We start from the raw sequence: 15,882 nt of genomic DNA, 5'->3' as shown, positions 1-15,882 counted from the left end.
GAGCTCCTGCGCCGTTGAGACGCGCCCGGTGCCGCATGCGCGCCCGGTGCCGCGGCGGTGGTTCCCCGATCACGCCCCCCGCCCCGCGCGCGCCGCGATAGGCGCTCCACCGCGGGCCGCCTGGCCTGCGCGGGTGGGTATCCGGACGCATTCCCCGCTACCTTGGGGGCCAGACGGAGTTTGGACACCGTCGGGGAGGATCGCTTGCCGTCGGATGGGCTCCCGAAGAACCTGGAACCGCTGGCCGCCGGAGACCCGGCGACCATCGGTCCCTATGTGCTGGCCGGTCGCCTGGGCAGCGGAGGAATGGGGACGGTCTACCTCGGCCGCGCCCCTGAGAAGGGTGCCCATGTAGCGATCAAGGTGATCCGCCCGGAGCTGGCCTTCGACGAGGCCACCCGGGCCCGGTTCCACGACGAGATGGAGAACGCCCGCCGGGTGGCCTCCTTCTGCACCGCCAAGGTGCTGGACCACGGCACGTTCGAGAACCGGCCGTACATGGTCACCGAGTACATCGCGGGGACCGCGCTGGCCGAGCACATCTCCGAGCACGGGCCGCTGGACTCCAGCACCCTGCACGGCTTCGCGCTCGGCGTGGCCGCGGCGCTCGCCGCGATCCACCGCACCGGGCTGGTCCACCGCGACCTGAAGCCGGCCAACGTGCTGCTGTCGCTGTCCGGCCCGCGGGTGATCGACTTCGGCATCGCCCGGGCGATGAACACCTCGACCAACCACACCCAGACCGGGATCGTGATGGGCAGCCCGGGGTGGATGGCGCCGGAGCAGCTGCTGGAGGAGAAGGTCACCACCGCGGCCGACATCTTCGCCTGGGGCTGCCTGGTGGCGTTCGCGGGCAGCGGCACGCACCCGTTCGGCAACGGCGACGCGATGACGCTGGGCAAGCGGGTGCTCTTCGCCGAGCCGCAGATCGGCGACCTGGACAGTCCGCTGGACCGGCTGGTGGCGCGCGCCCTCGCCAAGGAGCCGGAGCGCCGGCCCAAGGCGCAGGACCTGCTGCTGGAGCTGGCCGGGGGCGAGAAGACCGAGGCGGACAACCCCAACGACATGGTGAGCCACGCGCTGAACCAGTCGTGGCGGCCGAACCTGCCCCCGATGCCGCCGATGCCCCCGGGGATGCCGCCGCCGGGGCCCAACCCGAACGTGACCGGCAGCGGCATGCCGCACCAGCCCGCTCCCCCGCCCGGACCGCCGCCGGGGGGCCCGGCGCCGTTCCCCGGACCGCAGGGCCCCCAGGGCCCGCAAGGCCCCCAGGGGCCGCAAGGCCCCCAGGGGGGCCAGGGGCCGATGCCCCCGGCCGGGCCGCCGCCCGCGAGCCAGCCGGTGCCGATGCGCAGCGGCATGGCGCAGCAGTCGCCGCACCCGGCCTCGCAGACCGGCCAGTTCGCGCACCCGGTGGTCCCGGGGCCGCAGCAGACCGGTCCGATCCCGCAGGTCCCGCCGGCACCGGAGCCGCAGGCCCAGCCCTACGTCCCGCCGGTCCCCCCGCCGCCGCACCGGCCGCTGCAGCCGACCAGGCGCCGGCTGAAGTGGGTGGCGCTCACCGCCGCGGTGGCGGTGGTGCTGGTGGCCGTGCTGGTCGTGGTGCTGACGCAGCTGGGCGGCGGCCGCCTGCCGCTACCGTTCCTGCAGCAGACCGGGCAGGACCAGGACGGCGCCCAGCAGGAGCCCCCGGCCCAGGACGAGGCGCCGCAGGCCGGCGGGGACGGCGGGCCGTCGGCCGAGGCGCCGAACGCCGCCTCCGACGGGCGCGCGGTGTTCACCGCGCACGAGTTCTACTGCACCGACCGGGTGGCCGGCCGGTCCCGGATCACCGGGGCCTCGTACTGCGTGTTCGTCGTCACCGTGCAGAACACCGGGGAGGCCACCCTGCGGATCGACCCGGACCTGCAGACCCTGTCCGTTCCCGGCGAGGAGCCGGAGCGCGCGCAGAAGCCGCTCTCCGAGGAGGAGGACGACCCGCTGTGGCGGCCGCTGGAGAGCGGGGACCGCGCCGACGGCGAGCTGATCTTCATCGCCGAGAACGAGGCCCGGGCCCGCTCCGGCATGCTCCGGCTGCGCAGCGACGAGGAGAGCGCCCCGGTGGACATCCCGGTCGCCGAGGTGCCCGAGGCGCGCTGACCCCGCGCCCGGAAGACGCGCATGGGAGAGGGGCCGCGACCGGATCCGGTCGCGGCCCCTCTCCCATGCCGCACGCGCCCTCTCCCGGGCGGCCCGCCCGGTACCGCCCGAGCCGCCCCCTTCCGGACCGGAACGCAGAGGCCGCCCGGGGTGCGGGAGTCCGCTCGGTCGGCCCGCAGGGCGGCGCCCCACGCCCCGCCCGCTCACGGCGGCGCCCGCCGTCCGCGGAGCGGGCGGGCCGCTCTGCGGCCGGGCGCCCCGCGGCCGCCGAGCCGGGTCGGCGGGCCTCCCGGGGCCTGCCGTCCGCTCTCCTCGACGCCCTGCGGGAGCCGCGAGCATCGAGCGGGGCGGGCGGCGCCGGTACGGGCGCCGACCACGCGGGGCCGCGCGCGGGACCGCGCATCAGGGGGACGACCGGGGCCGGGGCCGCCGCCTCCGGGGTCACGCCTCGGTGGCGGCCTTCTTCTTCGCCGGGAAGGCGTAGGCGAACGCGGTGCCGAAGCAGAGCGTGAGGGCGACGCCGAGCATGAGGTCGCCCAGGGCGGCGGCGATCCCCATTCCGACGGCAAGCCCGCAGGCCATGCCCTGGGTCCAGTCGGGGGTGGTGGCGGGGGAGGTGCTCTGTTCTGTCATGTCCCCCATCCTGGTCGGGGGCGGGGCCCCGGAGTAGAGACCGCTGTCACCGGGGCCCGATGACGGATGTCACCCGCCCCGGCGCGCGCCCCGACATCCCCGGCCCGGCCGGGAACGCCCGGGGCGGCTCACCCCTCGGCGGGGCCGCTTCCGGCGGTGCCCCGGTCCTGCGGGGCGTGTTCGGCGATCCGGGCGAACTCGGCGATGCCCAGGGCCTCGCCGCGGGCGGACGGGTCGACGCCGGCGGCGCGCAGGGCCGCCTCGGCCGCGGCCGGGGAGCCGGCCCAGCGGGCCAGGGCGGTGCGCAGCGTCTTGCGGCGCTGCGCGAACGCGGCGTCGATCACCGCGAACACCTGCTTCCGGTCGGCGCCGGAGACCGGCTCCTCCCGGCGCTTCAGCTCGACCAGGCCGGAGTCGACGTTGGGCGCCGGCCAGAACACGTTCCGCCCGACCGCCCCGGCCCGGCGCACCTCGGCGTACCAGGCCGCCTTGGCCGAGGGGACCCCGTAGATCCTGCCGCCGGGCGTCGCGGCCAGCCGGTCGGCCACCTCGGCCTGGACCATGACCAGGGCGGTGCGCAGCGACGGCAGCAGCTCCAGCAGGTGCAGCACCACCGGGACCGCCACGTTGTAGGGGAGGTTGGCGACGAGCGCGGTGGGCGGCGGGCCCGGGATCTCGGTGACGCGCATCGCGTCGGCGGTGACCACCCGCAGCCGGCCGGCCAGGTCCGGGGCGTGCTCGGCCACGGTCCCGGGGAGCGCCTCGGCGAGCACCGGGTCGACCTCGACCGCGGTGACCCCGGCGACGTGCGGCAGCAGCGCCAGGGTCAGCGACCCCAGCCCCGGACCGACCTCCAGCACGGTGTCGTCGGCGCCGACCCCGGAGACCCGGACGATCCGCCGCACCGTCCCGCCGTCGATGACGAAGTTCTGGCCGAGCGTCTTCGTCGGCCGGACGCCCAGCCGGTCGGCGAGCCTGCGCACGTCGGCGGGGGTGAGCAGGCGCGCGCCGCCGGCCTCCCCGGAGCCGGGGCCGGAAGCGGGAACAGGGGTGCTGCCAGAGTCGGTCACCCCGATATTTTGCCAGGCCGCCCCGGTCTCCGGCGCCACGCGGAGCCCGCACCGGGCCGTTCCGCCGGCGTCTCCGCCCGGTCGGGCGTGCCGATGGGCCGGGGCGGCGGCACAATGGGAAACCGAACGGGATTCGAGTCGAGTGCTGGAGGTCGCCGATGGGGCCGCTCAAGGGTGTACGGGTCGTCGAGTTCGCCGGGATCGGGCCGGGGCCGCTGGCCGCGATGCTCCTGGCCGACCTGGGGGCGAGCGTGATCCGGGTGGACCGCCCGCAGGCGGCCGACGCGGCGGCCGCCGGGGTCCCCGGCCACCTGGACCGGGGGCGGCCGGTCATCGGGGCCGACCTCAAGAGCGGGGCCGGGGTGGAGACCGCCAAGCGGCTCATCGCCGCCGCCGACGTGCTGCTGGAGGGGTTCCGGCCCGGGGTGATGGAGCGGCGCGGCCTCGGCCCCGAGGAGTGCGCCGAGCTCAACCCGCGGCTGGTCTACGCCCGGATGACCGGGTGGGGGCAGGACGGGCCGCTGGCCCGGGTCGCAGGGCACGACATGAACTACATCTCGCTCAACGGCGCCCTGCACAGCATCGGCCGCCGCGGCGAGGCCCCGGTGCCGCCGCTCAACCTGGTCGGCGACTTCGGCGGCGGCACCATGCTGGTGGTGACCGGCATCCTCAGCGCCCTGGTGGAGCGGCAGTCCTCCGGCCTCGGCCAGGTCGTCGACGCCGCGATGGTGGACGGCAGCGCGTTCCTCATGTCGATGATCTACGAGCAGCGGGAGCGCGGCGGCTGGACCGACGAGCGCGGGGACAACTTCCTGGACACCGGCGCCCCCTGGTACGACGTCTACACCTGCGCCGACGGCCGGCACGTCTCGGTGGCCTGCATCGAGCCGCAGTTCTACGCCCGGTTCCTGGAGGGCCTCGGGCTGTCCGGCGCCGACCTGCCGGAGCAGTGGGACAAGGAGCGCTGGCCGGAGCTGCGCGCCCGGTTCGCCGAGGTGCTGGCCGGCCGGACCCGGGACGAGTGGGCGGAGGTCTTCGGGGAGACCGACGCGTGCGTGCAGCCGGTGCTGTCCATGGCCGAGGCCGCCGACCACCCGCACATCGCCGCCCGCGGCACGGTCCGGCGCAGCGGCGGCTCGGTCTTCCCCGGCCCGGCGCCGCGGTTCGGCCGCACCCCGGGCACCGCCACCCGCGACCCGGAGCACACCGCGCCCTCGCTGGCCGAGGCCCTCAAGGAGTGGGGCGTCGAGGAGGCCTGACCCCTCCCCGTCGGTCTCGGCGCTGCGGTTCTGCCGGAGCGCTCCGGCAGGGCCGCAGCGCCGAGACCATCGCGGGGTGGGGCGGGGCCGGGGCGCTACCCGTCCAGGCGGAAGGCGCGGCGGCCGTTCTCCGCGATCCGGGCGGCCAGCTCGTCCTCGTCGGCGCCGCGGGCCTCGGCGAGGGCGCGCAGGGTGTGCGGGATCAGGTAGGGGCCGTTGGGGCGGCCCCGGTAGGGCTTGGGGGTGAGGAACGGGGCGTCCGTCTCCACCAGGAGGAGCTCGGCGGGGGCGGCGGCCGCCGCGTCGCGCAGCCCCTGGGCGCTGGCGAAGGTCACGTTGCCGGCGAAGCTCATGTAGTAGCCGTGCTCGGCGCAGATCTTCGCCATCGCGGTGTCGCCGGAGAAGCAGTGGAAGACCACGGTCTCCGGGGCGCCCTCCTCGTCCAGGATGCGCAGCACGTCGTCGTGGGCCTCGCGGTCGTGGATCATCAGCGCCTTGCCGTGCCGCTTGGCCACCGCGATGTGCCGGCGGAACGAGTCCTGCTGGGCCGCCACGCCCTCGGCGCCGGTGCGGAAGTAGTCCAGGCCGGTCTCGCCGACCGCGCGGACCCGCGGCAGCGCGGCGAGCCGGTCGATCTCGGCGATCGCCTCGTCCAGCGCGGCGGTGCCGCCGGCCGGGCGGAGCTTGCCCGCCCAGTCGGTGTCGTCCACCTCCACCCCGGGGGCGCCGTCCCCGTGCACGATCCGCGGCGCCTCGTTGGGGTGCAGCGCGACCGCGGCGTAGACCGAGGGGTGCTCGGCGGCGGTCTCCGCGGCCCAGCGCGAGGACGGCAGGTCGACGCCGACCTGGATCAGCGGGGTGACGCCGACCGCCTCGGCGGCCGCGATGACCTCGGCCGGGTCCGGCCCCTGCATGTCCATGTGGGTGTGGCTGTCGGCCACCGCGACGCGCAGCGGCTCGGGCGCGGGCGGCGGCGTCTCGGCGTTCCTGTTCCGCACCGCTTCGCCACTGCGCTTGCCCATGTCGTGTTCCCCTTCGTGTCTCGCCGCCCGTCTCGGCCGCGCCATGAGTGCGGCGGGCCGTTGAATGACAACGGCCCGCCGCCGGTGCTATTCCCGCGCCGCCCCGGGGGCGGCGCCGGGGTCAGCCCGCTTCGCCCCCCGCTTCGCCCTCCAGCCGGGCCAGCTCCTCGTCGACCACGCTCTGGTCGAGCTTGGCGAAGAGCGGCACCGGGCGGGAGAGCGGGGTGCCCGGGACGATCGGCACCGACCGCCAGGCGGCCTCGTCCGAGGCGTAGTCGCCGGTGATGACCGGGTAGGTGGAGACGCCGTCCTCGCCGCCGATGGAGTCGCGGCCCTCCTCGATGCGCGGCATCGCGGCCCACTGGCCGGCCCCGCCGAGCATCTCGTAGACCTTGTTGGAGGACTCCGGCAGGAACGGGGTGAGCAGCGTCTTGGCGTCGCTGACCAGCTGCAGCGCGACGTGCAGCACGGTCTCCATCCGGGCCGGGTCGGTCTTCTTCAGCGCCCACGGGGCCTGGTCGGAGATGTACTTGTTGGCCTCGGCGACGGTGCGCATCGCCTCCTGCAGCGCGGCCTTGAACCGGGACGAGTCGAGGTGCTCGGCGACCGCGTCGAAGGCGGCCGCGGAGTGCTCCAGCACCCGCCGGTCCTCGTCGGTGAGCTCGCCGGCCTCGGGGACGGCGCCGATGTTCTTGGCCGCCATCGAGATGGACCGGTTGACCAGGTTGCCCCAGGCCGCGACGAGCTCGTCGTTGTTCCGGCGGACGAACTCCGACCAGGTGAAGTCGGTGTCCTGGGTCTCCGGGCCGGCCGCGATGATGTAGTAGCGCAGCGCGTCGGCCGAGTAGCGCTCCAGGAAGTCGCGGACGTAGATGACCACCCGGCGCGAGGAGGAGAACTTGCGCCCCTCCATGGTGAGGAACTCGCTGGAGACCACCTCGGTGGGCAGGTTCATCCGGCCCAGGGACCCGGCGTCGCCGCCGCGCTCGCCCTCCCCGTTGTAGCCGAGCAGCATCGCCGGCCAGATCTCGGAGTGGAAGACGATGTTGTCCTTGCCCATGAAGTAGTAGGCCTCGGCGTCCTCGGCCTGCCAGTAGCGGCGCCAGGCCTCGGGGTCGCCGGTGCGCTCGGCCCACTCGATGGCGGCGGACAGGTAGCCGATGACCGCGTCGAACCAGACGTAGAGCCGCTTGTTGGCCTGGTCGCTCCAGCCCTCCAGCGGGATCGGCACGCCCCAGTCCAGGTCCCGGCTGATCGCGCGGGGCTGCAGGTCGTCCAGGAGGTTCAGGGAGAACTTCAGGACGTTGGGCCGCCACTCGCCGGACTTGGAGCGGAGCCAGTCGCCGAGCACCCCGGCGAAGGCCGGCAGGTCGAGCATGAAGTGCTCGGTGTCGACGAACTCGGGGGTCTCGCCGTTGATCCGGGAGCGCGGGCCGATCAGGTCGATCGGGTCGAGCTGGTTGCCGCAGTTGTCGCACTGGTCGCCGCGGGCCCCGCTGTACCCGCAGATCGGGCAGGTGCCCTCGATGTAGCGGTCGGGCAGGGTGCGGCCGGTGGACGGGGAGACCGCGCCCTTGGTGGTGTGCGCGAAGATGTAGCCGTTCTCGTAGAGCCCGGTGAACAGCTCCTGCACCACCCGGTAGTGGTTGCCGGTGGTGGTGCGGGTGAACAGGTCGTAGGAGAGGCCGAGGGCGACGAGATCCTCGACGATGATCCTGTTGTAGCGGTCGGCCAGCTCGCGGGCGCTGACGCCCTCCTGGTCGGCCAGGACCTGGATCGGGGTGCCGTGCTCGTCGGTGCCGCTGACCATGAGCACGTCGTGGCCGCGCATTCGCTGGAAGCGCGCGAAGACGTCGGAGGGGACCCCGAACCCGGATACGTGCCCAATGTGGCGCGGCCCGTTGGTGTAGGGCCAGGCCACCGCGGTCAGGATGTGGCGTTTCGACGACATGCCACAAGACTAAAGGGGGCGGCGGTCGGCTTCGCACGGTTTTCCGGTCCCTGTGGACGGCCCGGCGCGCCGCCGTCCGCAGCCCTCCGTCCGCCCCTCGTCGGCGGGCGCCCCGGCTCGGTAGGGTGGCGGGAAGGTCCGGGCCGAGCGGCTCCGCCGCACCGCACCGCCCCGCCGCCGCGGGAGCGGGCGCGCCCCGGGTCGCGCCGCGGACCGCGGCGCACGGCGATCCCAGGAGGCGAAGGCGGTGGTCCCCACGGTTTCCCGTGTGCTCGCCGCCGCCGTGGCCGCGCTCCTGCTGGTCCTCGGCGCACCGCCGCCGCCCGGCGCACCGGCCGGGGCGGGGGCGCCGCACTCCGCCGGGCCGCCCGCGGACGCCGCCGAGGGGGCGGCCGCGCACGAGCGGCCCCCCTGGTTCGGCTTCCTGGTCGGCCCGCGCGGCCACGGGCTGCTGGTCCAGGCCGACCAGGGCGCCGCCGCGCTGCCGGCGGCCAAGGGCGGGCCGCGGGACCTGCCCGACGGGTACGCGCCGGACCGGCCGGTCCTTCCCGACCTCGGCGGATCGTGGCGGTCCGCCGCACCGCCGGCGCGGCTGGACCCGCACGGCGAGTCGGAGGCGTCGGAGCTGCCGCTGGGGCGCGCGCCGCCCGGCGCCCCGCAGGGCCGCACCGCCGCCTGACGGGTGCCCGGCCGAGCACCGCCCGGCGCCGGCGGCCCGAACGCCGTTCCGTGATCCGCCACCGTGAGAGGTAGTCCATTGTCAACTCAACAGGGAGCGGGGTCGCGCTGGCTGCGCGGCATCATCTCCCTCGTCATCGTGCTCGGCGCGTTCGCCGCCGGGTGGTTCCTGCCGCCGAAGCTGGGGCTCGACCTCAGCGGCGGCACCCAGATCGTCCTGCAGACCCAGGACAGCGAGGACGGCAACGTCGAGGCGAACGCCGAGAACACCGACAAGGTGATCGAGGTGCTCCGCCAGCGCATCGACTCGCTCGGCGTCTCCGAGGCGACCATGTCCCGGTCCGGTGAGGACCGGATCATCGTCGAGCTCCCGGGCGTCCAGGACCCGACCGAGGCCGCCGAGATCATCGGCCAGACCGCCCAGCTCACCGTGCACCGGGTGCTGGGCGCCGAGGCGCCGCAGGGCGGAATGGGCGGCATGCCCGGCATGGGCGGCATCCCGGGCATGGGCGGCGACAGCGCCAACCCGCCGGCCGACGAGGCCCGGGCCCCCTCCGACGGCAAGGACGAGGGCGGCGACGGCGGGGGCTCCGAGGAGGGCGGCGAGCAGCCCGCCGAGGGCGAGGGGGCCACTCCCCCGGCGCCGGACACCTCGGCCCCGGACCCCGGCGAGATCAAGACGACCCTGCCGGACGAGCAGGGGCAGATGCTGCAGCTCGGCCCGACCGAGATCAAGGGCGACCAGATCTCCAGCGCCGAGGCGGTGCTGGACCAGGCGACCCGGCAGAACTGGCAGGTCAACGTCGAGTTCCGCGGTGACGGCCGGGACAAGTGGACCGAGGTCACCCAGAAGGCCTGCGACGCCGACATGGGCACCCCGCAGCGGCGGATCGCGATCGTCCTGGACGACCAGATCATCTCCTCGCCGGAGGTGTCGGCGGACAGCTGCCCGGGCGGCCAGACCGGCGGGCGGACCACCATCACCGGCTCGTTCGACGACGAGAGCGCCAAGGAGCTGGCGGTGCTGATCGAGGGCGGCTCGCTGCCGCTGCCGGTCACCGAGATCCAGCGCCAGACCGTCGGCCCGACCCTGGGCGCCGACGCCATCAAGGCCAGCTTCATCGCGGGCGCCATCGGCATCGCGCTGACCGCGCTCTACATCACCGTCGCCTACCGCCTGGTCGGCTTCCTGGCCTCGATCGCGCTGGCCTGCTACACCCTGATCGCCTACGCGGCACTGGTGGCGCTGGGGGCCACCCTCACCCTGCCCGGCCTGGCCGGCTTCGTGCTGGCCATCGGCATGGCGATCGACGCCAACGTACTGATCTTCGAACGCGCCAGGGAGGAGTACCGGCAGCAGCAGAAGGTCTACGACGCCAACAAGTCGGCCGGCATGGCCGACGCCACCGAGGCGGAGGCCAAGCAGGCCGAGGCCGGGGTGCTGTCCCGGCGCCGCCGCCGGGCGATCCCGCCCAACCTGCAGAAGGCCTTCGTGGCCGGCACGCAGAAGGCGTGGAGCGCGGTGCTGGACACCAACATCACCACGCTCATCGCGGCCGCGCTGCTGTTCTTCCTGGCCTCGGGCACGGTACAGGGCTTCGGCGTCACGCTGGGCCTGGGCACCATCGCCTCGATGGTCTCCGCACTGGTCATCGCGCGGGTGCTGTGCGAGTGGGCGGTGCGCCGCGCAGTGGTGCGCAAGCACCCGGGCCTGAGCGGCATCTCCCGGTACAGCAAGGTCCGGCAGTGGCTGGTGGACCGCAGCCCGGACCTGATGCGGTTCGGCAAGGTCGGCCTGTCCGTGGCCGCGCTGGTCGTCGTCGCCACGGTGATCGGCATCGTGGTGCGCCCGCCCAACTTCGGCGTCGAGTTCACCGGCGGCCGGGTCATGGACTTCGCCACCCAGGAGCAGATCAGCGTCACCGAGGCCCGGCAGACGGTCGCCGAGGAGGGCGGCCAGCCCAGCGCGGTGGTGCAGGAGTCCGGCGACGGCGACATCGCGGTGCGCACCGGCCCGATCGACGACACCGAGGCGCAGCGGGTGCAGGACGCGCTGGGCGAGGCGGCCGGCGGCGCCGAGCGGATCAGCGACGAGAACATCGGCCCGAGCCTCGGCGACGAGCTGCGCAACAAGGCGCTGCTGGCGCTGGTGGCCGCGCTGGTGCTGCAGATGATCTACCTGGCGTGGCGGTTCCGCTGGTCCTTCGGCGTCTCCGCGATGCTGTCCCTGGCGGTCACGCTCACCTCGGTCATCGGCCTGTTCGTGTGGCTGGGCAAGCCGATCGACGGCGTGTTCCTGGCCGCCCTGCTGAGCGTCATCGGCTTCGCGGTCAACGACACGGTGGTGGTGTTCGACCGGGTCAGGGACGAATGGGCGAAGGACGCCTCTTCGCCCTTCCGCAAGATCGCCAACCTGGCGGTGCTGAACACCGTGCCGCGTACCGTGAACACCACGATCGGCGGCGTGTTCATCCTGGCGGCGCTGACCCTGCTCGGCGGTTCCACGCTGCGCGACTTCTCCATCGCGATGCTGGTCGGCCTGGTGGTCGGGGTGTTCTCGACCGTCTTCGTGGCGGTGCCGCTGGCGGAGTGGATGCAGCGGTTCGACAAGACGCCGCCGCCGCACGTGGTCAAGGAGAAGAAGGCCAAGCAGCGCAAGGACCTGCGCACGGCCCGGGAGCAGAGCGACGGCGCGGTCGTCTGACCCGCCCGGCCCGCCCTTCCCGGGGCGGGCCCTGCACCCCGGGGAGCCCCGGCCGGACGCCCGGCCGGGGCTCCCCCGTTTCCGCAGGCCGCCGAGCCCTCCGATGATCTTGACGTTGCGGGGGTATCGGAGCGCTCCGATACCCCCGCAACGTCAAGATCATCGGGAAGGGGGGAGGCCCCGGTGCCTCAGTCCTCGCCGTCTGCGGCGGGCGGGTTGTGCACCAGGGCGTAGACCTCGCGCTTGGGCACGCCGGCCTCCTTGGCGACCTCCTGGATGGCCTGCTTCCGCGGGACGCCGGCGGCCTCGCGCTCGGCGACCGCCGCGGCCAGGTCCTCCGGGGCCCGGGCGGGGGCCGCCGCGGGCGCCCCGCCGACCACCACGCTGATCTCGCCCTTGACCGTGCCGCGGGCCCACTCGGCCAGCTCGCCCAGCGGGCCCCGGCGGACCTCCTCGTAGGTCTTGGTGAGCTCGCGGCAGACCGCCGCCGGGCGGTCGGCGCCGAACGCCTCGGCCATCGCCTCCAGGGTGCCGGCCAGCCGGTGCGGGCTCTCGAAGAAGACCATGGTGCGCCGCTCGGCGGCGAGCTCGGCGAAGTGCCGGACCCGGCCCTTGCGCGGCGGGAAGCCCTCGAAGCAGAACCGGTCCGTGGGCAGCCCGGAGAGCACCAGGGCGGTGGTCACCGCGGACGGCCCGGGGATCGCGGTGACCCGCACCCCGGCCTCGGCGCAGGCCGCCACCAGCCGGTACCCCGGGTCGGACACGCCCGGCATCCCGGCGTCGGTCACCAGCAGCACGTCGGTCCCCGACTCCAGCTCCGCGAGGAGCTCGGCGGCGCGCCGCGCCTCGTTGGCGTCGTAGTAGGAGACGATGCGCGCGCCCTCCTCGCCGCCCGGGCGGACGCCCATCCGCGCGGCGAACTGCCGCAGCCTGCGGGTGTCCTCCGCCGCGATCAGCCGGGCCCCCTCGATCGCGGCCAGCAGCCGCGGCTGGGCGTCGTCCCCGTTGCCGATCGGGATCCCGGCCAGGGTCAGCGTTCCGCGCCGCCCCTCACTCGCCCCCTCCGTCACACACCGCTCCCGTTGATAGACGCTACGGTTGGCACTACTCCGGCCGCCGGCCCCCACCCGCGGCCGCCCGTCTCCGATCGACTATAAGAGCAGCGATGACCTCCACCGCACCGCCCTACAGAGCGGAGCACGCCGCCCCTCCCCCCTCCGCCGAGCCCGCGCGCCCGCACCTCCCGCCGATGCCGACCCCCGCATGGGCCGGATGGGCGGGCGCCGTACTGCTCGCGGTCTTCGCGGGCGTGCTCCGGTTCGTCCGCCTCGGCGAGCCCCCCTCGATCTACTTCGACGAGACCTATTACGCCAAGGACGCCTATTCCCTGCTCCGGTTCGGCTATGAGCACGAGACCGTGGAGAACGCCGACGAGCTGCTCGCCCGCGGCGGCCACGACCTGTGGACCGGCGGAGCCGACTTCATCGTGCACCCGCCGATGGGCAAGTGGGTCATCGCCCTCGGCGACAGGCTGTGGGGCCTGACCCCGTTCGGCGACTCCATGACGCCCGAGGGGTGGCGGTTCGCCGCCGCCCTGTTCGGCGCGCTGTCGGTGCTGGTGCTGGTCCGGGTGGCGGTCCGGCTGACCCGCTCCTGGCTGCTGGGCTGCGCGGCGGGCCTGCTGCTCGCCCTGGACGGCCTGCACTTCACCATGAGCCGGATCGCCATGGTGGACATCTTCCTGACCTTCTGGGTGCTGGCCGGGTTCGCCTGCCTGCTGGTGGACCGGGACCGGATGCGCGAGCGGCTGCTGGCCGACCCCGCCGCGGCCTGGCTGGGGATGCGCTGGTGGCGGCTGGCCGCCGGGCTCTGCTTCGGCATGGCGGTGGCCACCAAGTGGAACGCGCTCTTCTTCATCGCCGCGTTCGGGCTGCTCACCGTGGCGTGGGACTTCGGGGCGCGGCGCAGCGCCGGGCAGCGCGGCGACGGCGGCGGCCGCTGGTCGTCGATCCTCACCGGCCGCGCCCCCCAGGGCGGGGCGGCGGCCGGCCGGGAGCTGCTGCTGCGGGTGCGCACCGCAGCGCTGCTGGTGCTGTGCGCACTGGTCGGCGCGGCCCTCGCCGCGCTGGTCCGGGCAGCGCTGGGGGCGGGGCCGGCGGTGGCGGCCGCGGTGCTGCTGGCGCTCTCCGGGGTCGGGCTGGCCTTCGCGCTCCGCCGGAGCCTGCTGCTCCGGTGCTGGCTGCTGTTCGACGCGGTGCCGGCGTTCCTGCAGACCGTGGTGGTCGCCGCCGGGGTGTACCTGGCCTCCTGGGCCGGCTGGTTCGCCACCTCCGGCGGCTACGCCCGGCAGTACGGCGCGGAGCACCCCTCGCCCGCGCTGGAGCGGCTGCCGGACTGGCTGTCCGGGCCGATCGACGCGGTGCGCGGGCTGGTCTACTACCACGCGCAGATGATGCAGTTCCACAACACCCTGGACGCGCCGCACGACTACGCGTCCAAGCCGTGGGAGTGGATCGTGATGCGCACGCCGGTGGCGTTCTTCTACGAGGGCGACCAGACCGGGTGCGGCGCCGCCAAGTGCTCCTCGGCCATCCTGGCGATCGGCACCCCGGCGCTGTGGTGGCTGTCGGTGATCGCGCTGGTGGTGATGGCCGGCTGGTGGCTGGTCTACCGGGACTGGCGGGCCGGCGCGGTGCTGGTGGCGGTCGCCGCCGGCTGGCTGCCCTGGTTCGCCTACCCGGACCGGACCATGTTCGTCTTCTACGCGCTGCCGTTCCTGCCGTTCCTGGTGTTGGCGGTGGTGCTGGCGCTGGGGCTGGCGATGGGCGACGACGAGGCCGGCCCGGAGTACATGCCGGGGCGGCGGATCTTCGGCGGGATCGTGTTCGGCGTGGTGATGCTGCTGGTGATCATCAACTTCGCCTACATGTACCCGGTGCTCAGCGCGGAGCAGCTGCCTTATCAGGCGTGGCGGGAGCGCATGTGGTTCGATACCTGGATCTTCGGCAGCGGCGGCGGGGCGTGACCCCGCGGGCCCTTCGGACCGCCGGAAAACAACGCCCGGCGAGGGGGTGAAATTCCACTTTTCCTTAGCGGGATTTTCATCCGGAAAGGTCTCGGCATCCCGGATGTCTGCTGGTAGTCTCGACCACTGGTTGCGGTTGTGGTTTCACGGATGCTTCGGCGCCTCGCGGAACTTCACGCGGGCGCTGGTCGTTCGGGGCGTTGGCTCTCGGGACGGGCGCTCGGCAACCCGGGACCAGCAGGGTGCGGTCCCGTTGTAGTCCCCAAAGGGAGAGCAAATGGCTCAGGGCACCGTGAAGTGGTTCAACTCTGAGAAGGGTTTCGGGTTCATCGCCGTTGAAGGCGGCGGCCCGGACGTGTTCGTTCACTACTCGGCGATCGCGGGTACCGGCTTCCGGAACCTGGAAGAGAACCAGTCGGTCGAGTTCGAGATCACCCAGGGCCCGAAGGGGCCGCAGGCTTCCAATGTGCGGTCCGTCTGACGGCTGCTGATTCCGATTCTCGGCCCTTCGCCCGTTCCTCGGGCGGAGGGCTGTTTCACTTTCCGGGGGCGGCCCCTCCGGCCCCGGTCTCCCCGCCGAGGTCGGCCACCTGCCGGCTCAGCCGCTCCACCTGCTCGGAGAGGGCCTCCAGCCGGTCCAGCACCACCTCGTGCTGCTCCTGCTCCAGCTCCTGGTCCTCCTGCCAGCGCTGCGCCTCCACCTCCTCCTCCAGCGCGGTGACGATCACCCCGATGACCAGGTTGAGCAGGATGAACGCGGTCACCACGATGTAGCCGACGAAGAAGAGCGGGGCCCAGGGGTGCTCCTCGGCCACCGAATCGGCGATGTCCGGCCAGTTCTCCGTGGTCAGCACGGTGAACAGGGTGTACAGCGAGGTGTGCAGGTCGCCGAAGTACTCCGGGGAGGCGTCCTCGAACAGCTTCTCGGCCAGCACCGCGGTGGTGTAGACGGTGATCAGCAGCAGACCGATGACCGTGCTCATCCCCGGCACCGAGCGGAACAGCGCCCCGATGATCTGCCGCATCTGCGGGACCACGCTGACCAGGCGGAGGATGCGCAGGATGCGCAGCAGCCGGAGCACCGAGAAGCCCGCGGACGAGGGCACCAGGGCGATGCCCACCACGATCGCGTCGAACCAGTTCCACGGGTCGCGGAAGAAGGACCGGCCGTGGGCGTACACCTTGAGCGCCAGCTCCGCGGCGAACAGCCCGACGAAGACGCCCTCGGTGACCGCGAACACGTCGGGGGCGGCGGTGAACAGGTCCTCGTAGGTCTCCATCCCCAGCGAGACCGCGTTGATCAGGATGAGGACGATCACCCCGTTGCGGAACCATCCCGACTCGACGATCCGCTGGGCCCGCTCGCGCGTCGTCGGCTCCGGCACCGTGCTCCTCCCGTCC

Annotated in this window: 12 protein-coding genes; 6 read left to right on the top strand and 6 right to left on the bottom strand. The window is 74.0% G+C overall.

Annotation, left to right across the window (positions count from 1 at the left end):
• Positions 1-204 precede the first annotated feature (204 nt).
• Positions 205-2,139 (top strand): serine/threonine-protein kinase, encoded by a 1,935-nt coding sequence (locus D459_RS0106805; protein WP_026120123.1) that lies wholly within the window; start codon positions 205-207, stop codon positions 2,137-2,139.
• Between the two features lie 441 nt (positions 2,140-2,580).
• Here the strand turns inward: D459_RS0106805 and D459_RS0106800 are convergent, their stop codons facing one another.
• Together D459_RS0106800 and rsmA are read right to left on the bottom strand one after the other, a co-directional pair.
• Positions 2,581-2,772, bottom strand: coding sequence for a hypothetical protein (locus D459_RS0106800; protein WP_017592245.1), 192 nt, complete (start codon positions 2,770-2,772; stop codon positions 2,581-2,583).
• A gap of 128 nt (positions 2,773-2,900) precedes the next feature.
• Positions 2,901-3,842, bottom strand: a complete 942-nt coding sequence (gene rsmA / locus D459_RS30975) for a 16S rRNA (adenine(1518)-N(6)/adenine(1519)-N(6))-dimethyltransferase RsmA (RefSeq protein WP_017592244.1) — start codon at positions 3,840-3,842, stop codon at positions 2,901-2,903.
• A 158-nt stretch (positions 3,843-4,000) separates the two neighbouring features.
• Between rsmA and D459_RS0106790 the strand changes: the two genes are divergently transcribed.
• Complete coding sequence (locus D459_RS0106790) at positions 4,001-5,101, top strand: CaiB/BaiF CoA transferase family protein (protein ID WP_017592243.1); 1,101 nt, start codon at positions 4,001-4,003, stop codon at positions 5,099-5,101.
• Between the two features lie 95 nt (positions 5,102-5,196).
• Here the strand turns inward: D459_RS0106790 and D459_RS0106785 are convergent, their stop codons facing one another.
• The gene (locus tag D459_RS0106785; RefSeq protein ID WP_017592242.1) at positions 5,197-6,123 is read right to left on the bottom strand and encodes a TatD family hydrolase; all 927 of its coding nucleotides are present in this window, start codon (positions 6,121-6,123) and stop codon (positions 5,197-5,199) included.
• A gap of 121 nt (positions 6,124-6,244) precedes the next feature.
• On the bottom strand, positions 6,245-8,074 hold the full coding sequence (metG, locus tag D459_RS0106780; protein ID WP_026120122.1) for a methionine--tRNA ligase: 1,830 nt from the start codon (positions 8,072-8,074) through the stop codon (positions 6,245-6,247).
• Between the two features lie 247 nt (positions 8,075-8,321).
• Here metG and D459_RS0106775 point away from each other — a divergent pair, with 247 nt between their 5' ends.
• The gene (locus tag D459_RS0106775; RefSeq protein ID WP_152522914.1) at positions 8,322-8,753 is read left to right on the top strand and encodes a hypothetical protein; all 432 of its coding nucleotides are present in this window, start codon (positions 8,322-8,324) and stop codon (positions 8,751-8,753) included.
• Positions 8,754-8,831: 78 nt separating this feature from the next.
• Entirely contained in the window at positions 8,832-11,456 is a 2,625-nt protein-coding gene (gene secD / locus D459_RS0106770; RefSeq protein ID WP_026120121.1) for a protein translocase subunit SecD, read from the top strand.
• 188 nt (positions 11,457-11,644) lie between these two features.
• Here secD and rsmI read toward each other — a convergent pair whose 3' ends face one another.
• Positions 11,645-12,526 (bottom strand): 16S rRNA (cytidine(1402)-2'-O)-methyltransferase, encoded by an 882-nt coding sequence (gene rsmI / locus D459_RS0106765; RefSeq protein WP_017592238.1) that lies wholly within the window; start codon positions 12,524-12,526, stop codon positions 11,645-11,647.
• A 95-nt stretch (positions 12,527-12,621) separates the two neighbouring features.
• On the opposite strand from rsmI, the gene D459_RS0106760 reads away from it, so the two are divergent.
• Together D459_RS0106760 and D459_RS0106755 are read left to right on the top strand one after the other, a co-directional pair.
• The gene (locus tag D459_RS0106760) at positions 12,622-14,481 is read left to right on the top strand and encodes a dolichyl-phosphate-mannose--protein mannosyltransferase (RefSeq protein ID WP_017592237.1); all 1,860 of its coding nucleotides are present in this window, start codon (positions 12,622-12,624) and stop codon (positions 14,479-14,481) included.
• Between the two features lie 277 nt (positions 14,482-14,758).
• A complete protein-coding gene (locus D459_RS0106755; protein WP_017592236.1) occupies positions 14,759-14,962 on the top strand; it encodes a cold-shock protein in 204 nt (67 codons plus the stop codon).
• A gap of 55 nt (positions 14,963-15,017) precedes the next feature.
• On the opposite strand, the gene D459_RS0106750 is transcribed toward D459_RS0106755, so the two are convergent.
• On the bottom strand, positions 15,018-15,866 hold the full coding sequence (locus D459_RS0106750) for an ion transporter (RefSeq protein ID WP_017592235.1): 849 nt from the start codon (positions 15,864-15,866) through the stop codon (positions 15,018-15,020).
• Positions 15,867-15,882 lie beyond the last annotated feature (16 nt).

The organism is Nocardiopsis potens DSM 45234, from assembly GCF_000341105.1.
GTDB lineage: Bacteria > Actinomycetota > Actinomycetes > Streptosporangiales > Streptosporangiaceae > Nocardiopsis_A > Nocardiopsis_A potens.
Note: the sequence above shows the minus strand (reverse complement) of the source record. Positions and strands in the feature narration are given on the sequence as shown.

Bases quoted from the DNA above. Each gene is read 5' to 3' on its own strand.
- D459_RS0106800 (WP_017592245.1), bottom strand. From the start codon at position 2,772: ATGACAGAACAGAGCACCTCCCCCGCCACCACCCCCGACTGGACCCAG.
- D459_RS0106790 (WP_017592243.1), top strand. From the start codon at position 4,001: ATGGGGCCGCTCAAGGGTGTACGGGTCGTCGAGTTCGCCGGGATCGGG.
- D459_RS0106785 (WP_017592242.1), bottom strand. From the start codon at position 6,123: ATGGGCAAGCGCAGTGGCGAAGCGGTGCGGAACAGGAACGCCGAGACG.
- metG (WP_026120122.1), bottom strand. From the start codon at position 8,074: ATGTCGTCGAAACGCCACATCCTGACCGCGGTGGCCTGGCCCTACACC.
- D459_RS0106760 (WP_017592237.1), top strand. From the start codon at position 12,622: ATGACCTCCACCGCACCGCCCTACAGAGCGGAGCACGCCGCCCCTCCC.
- D459_RS0106755 (WP_017592236.1), top strand. From the start codon at position 14,759: ATGGCTCAGGGCACCGTGAAGTGGTTCAACTCTGAGAAGGGTTTCGGG.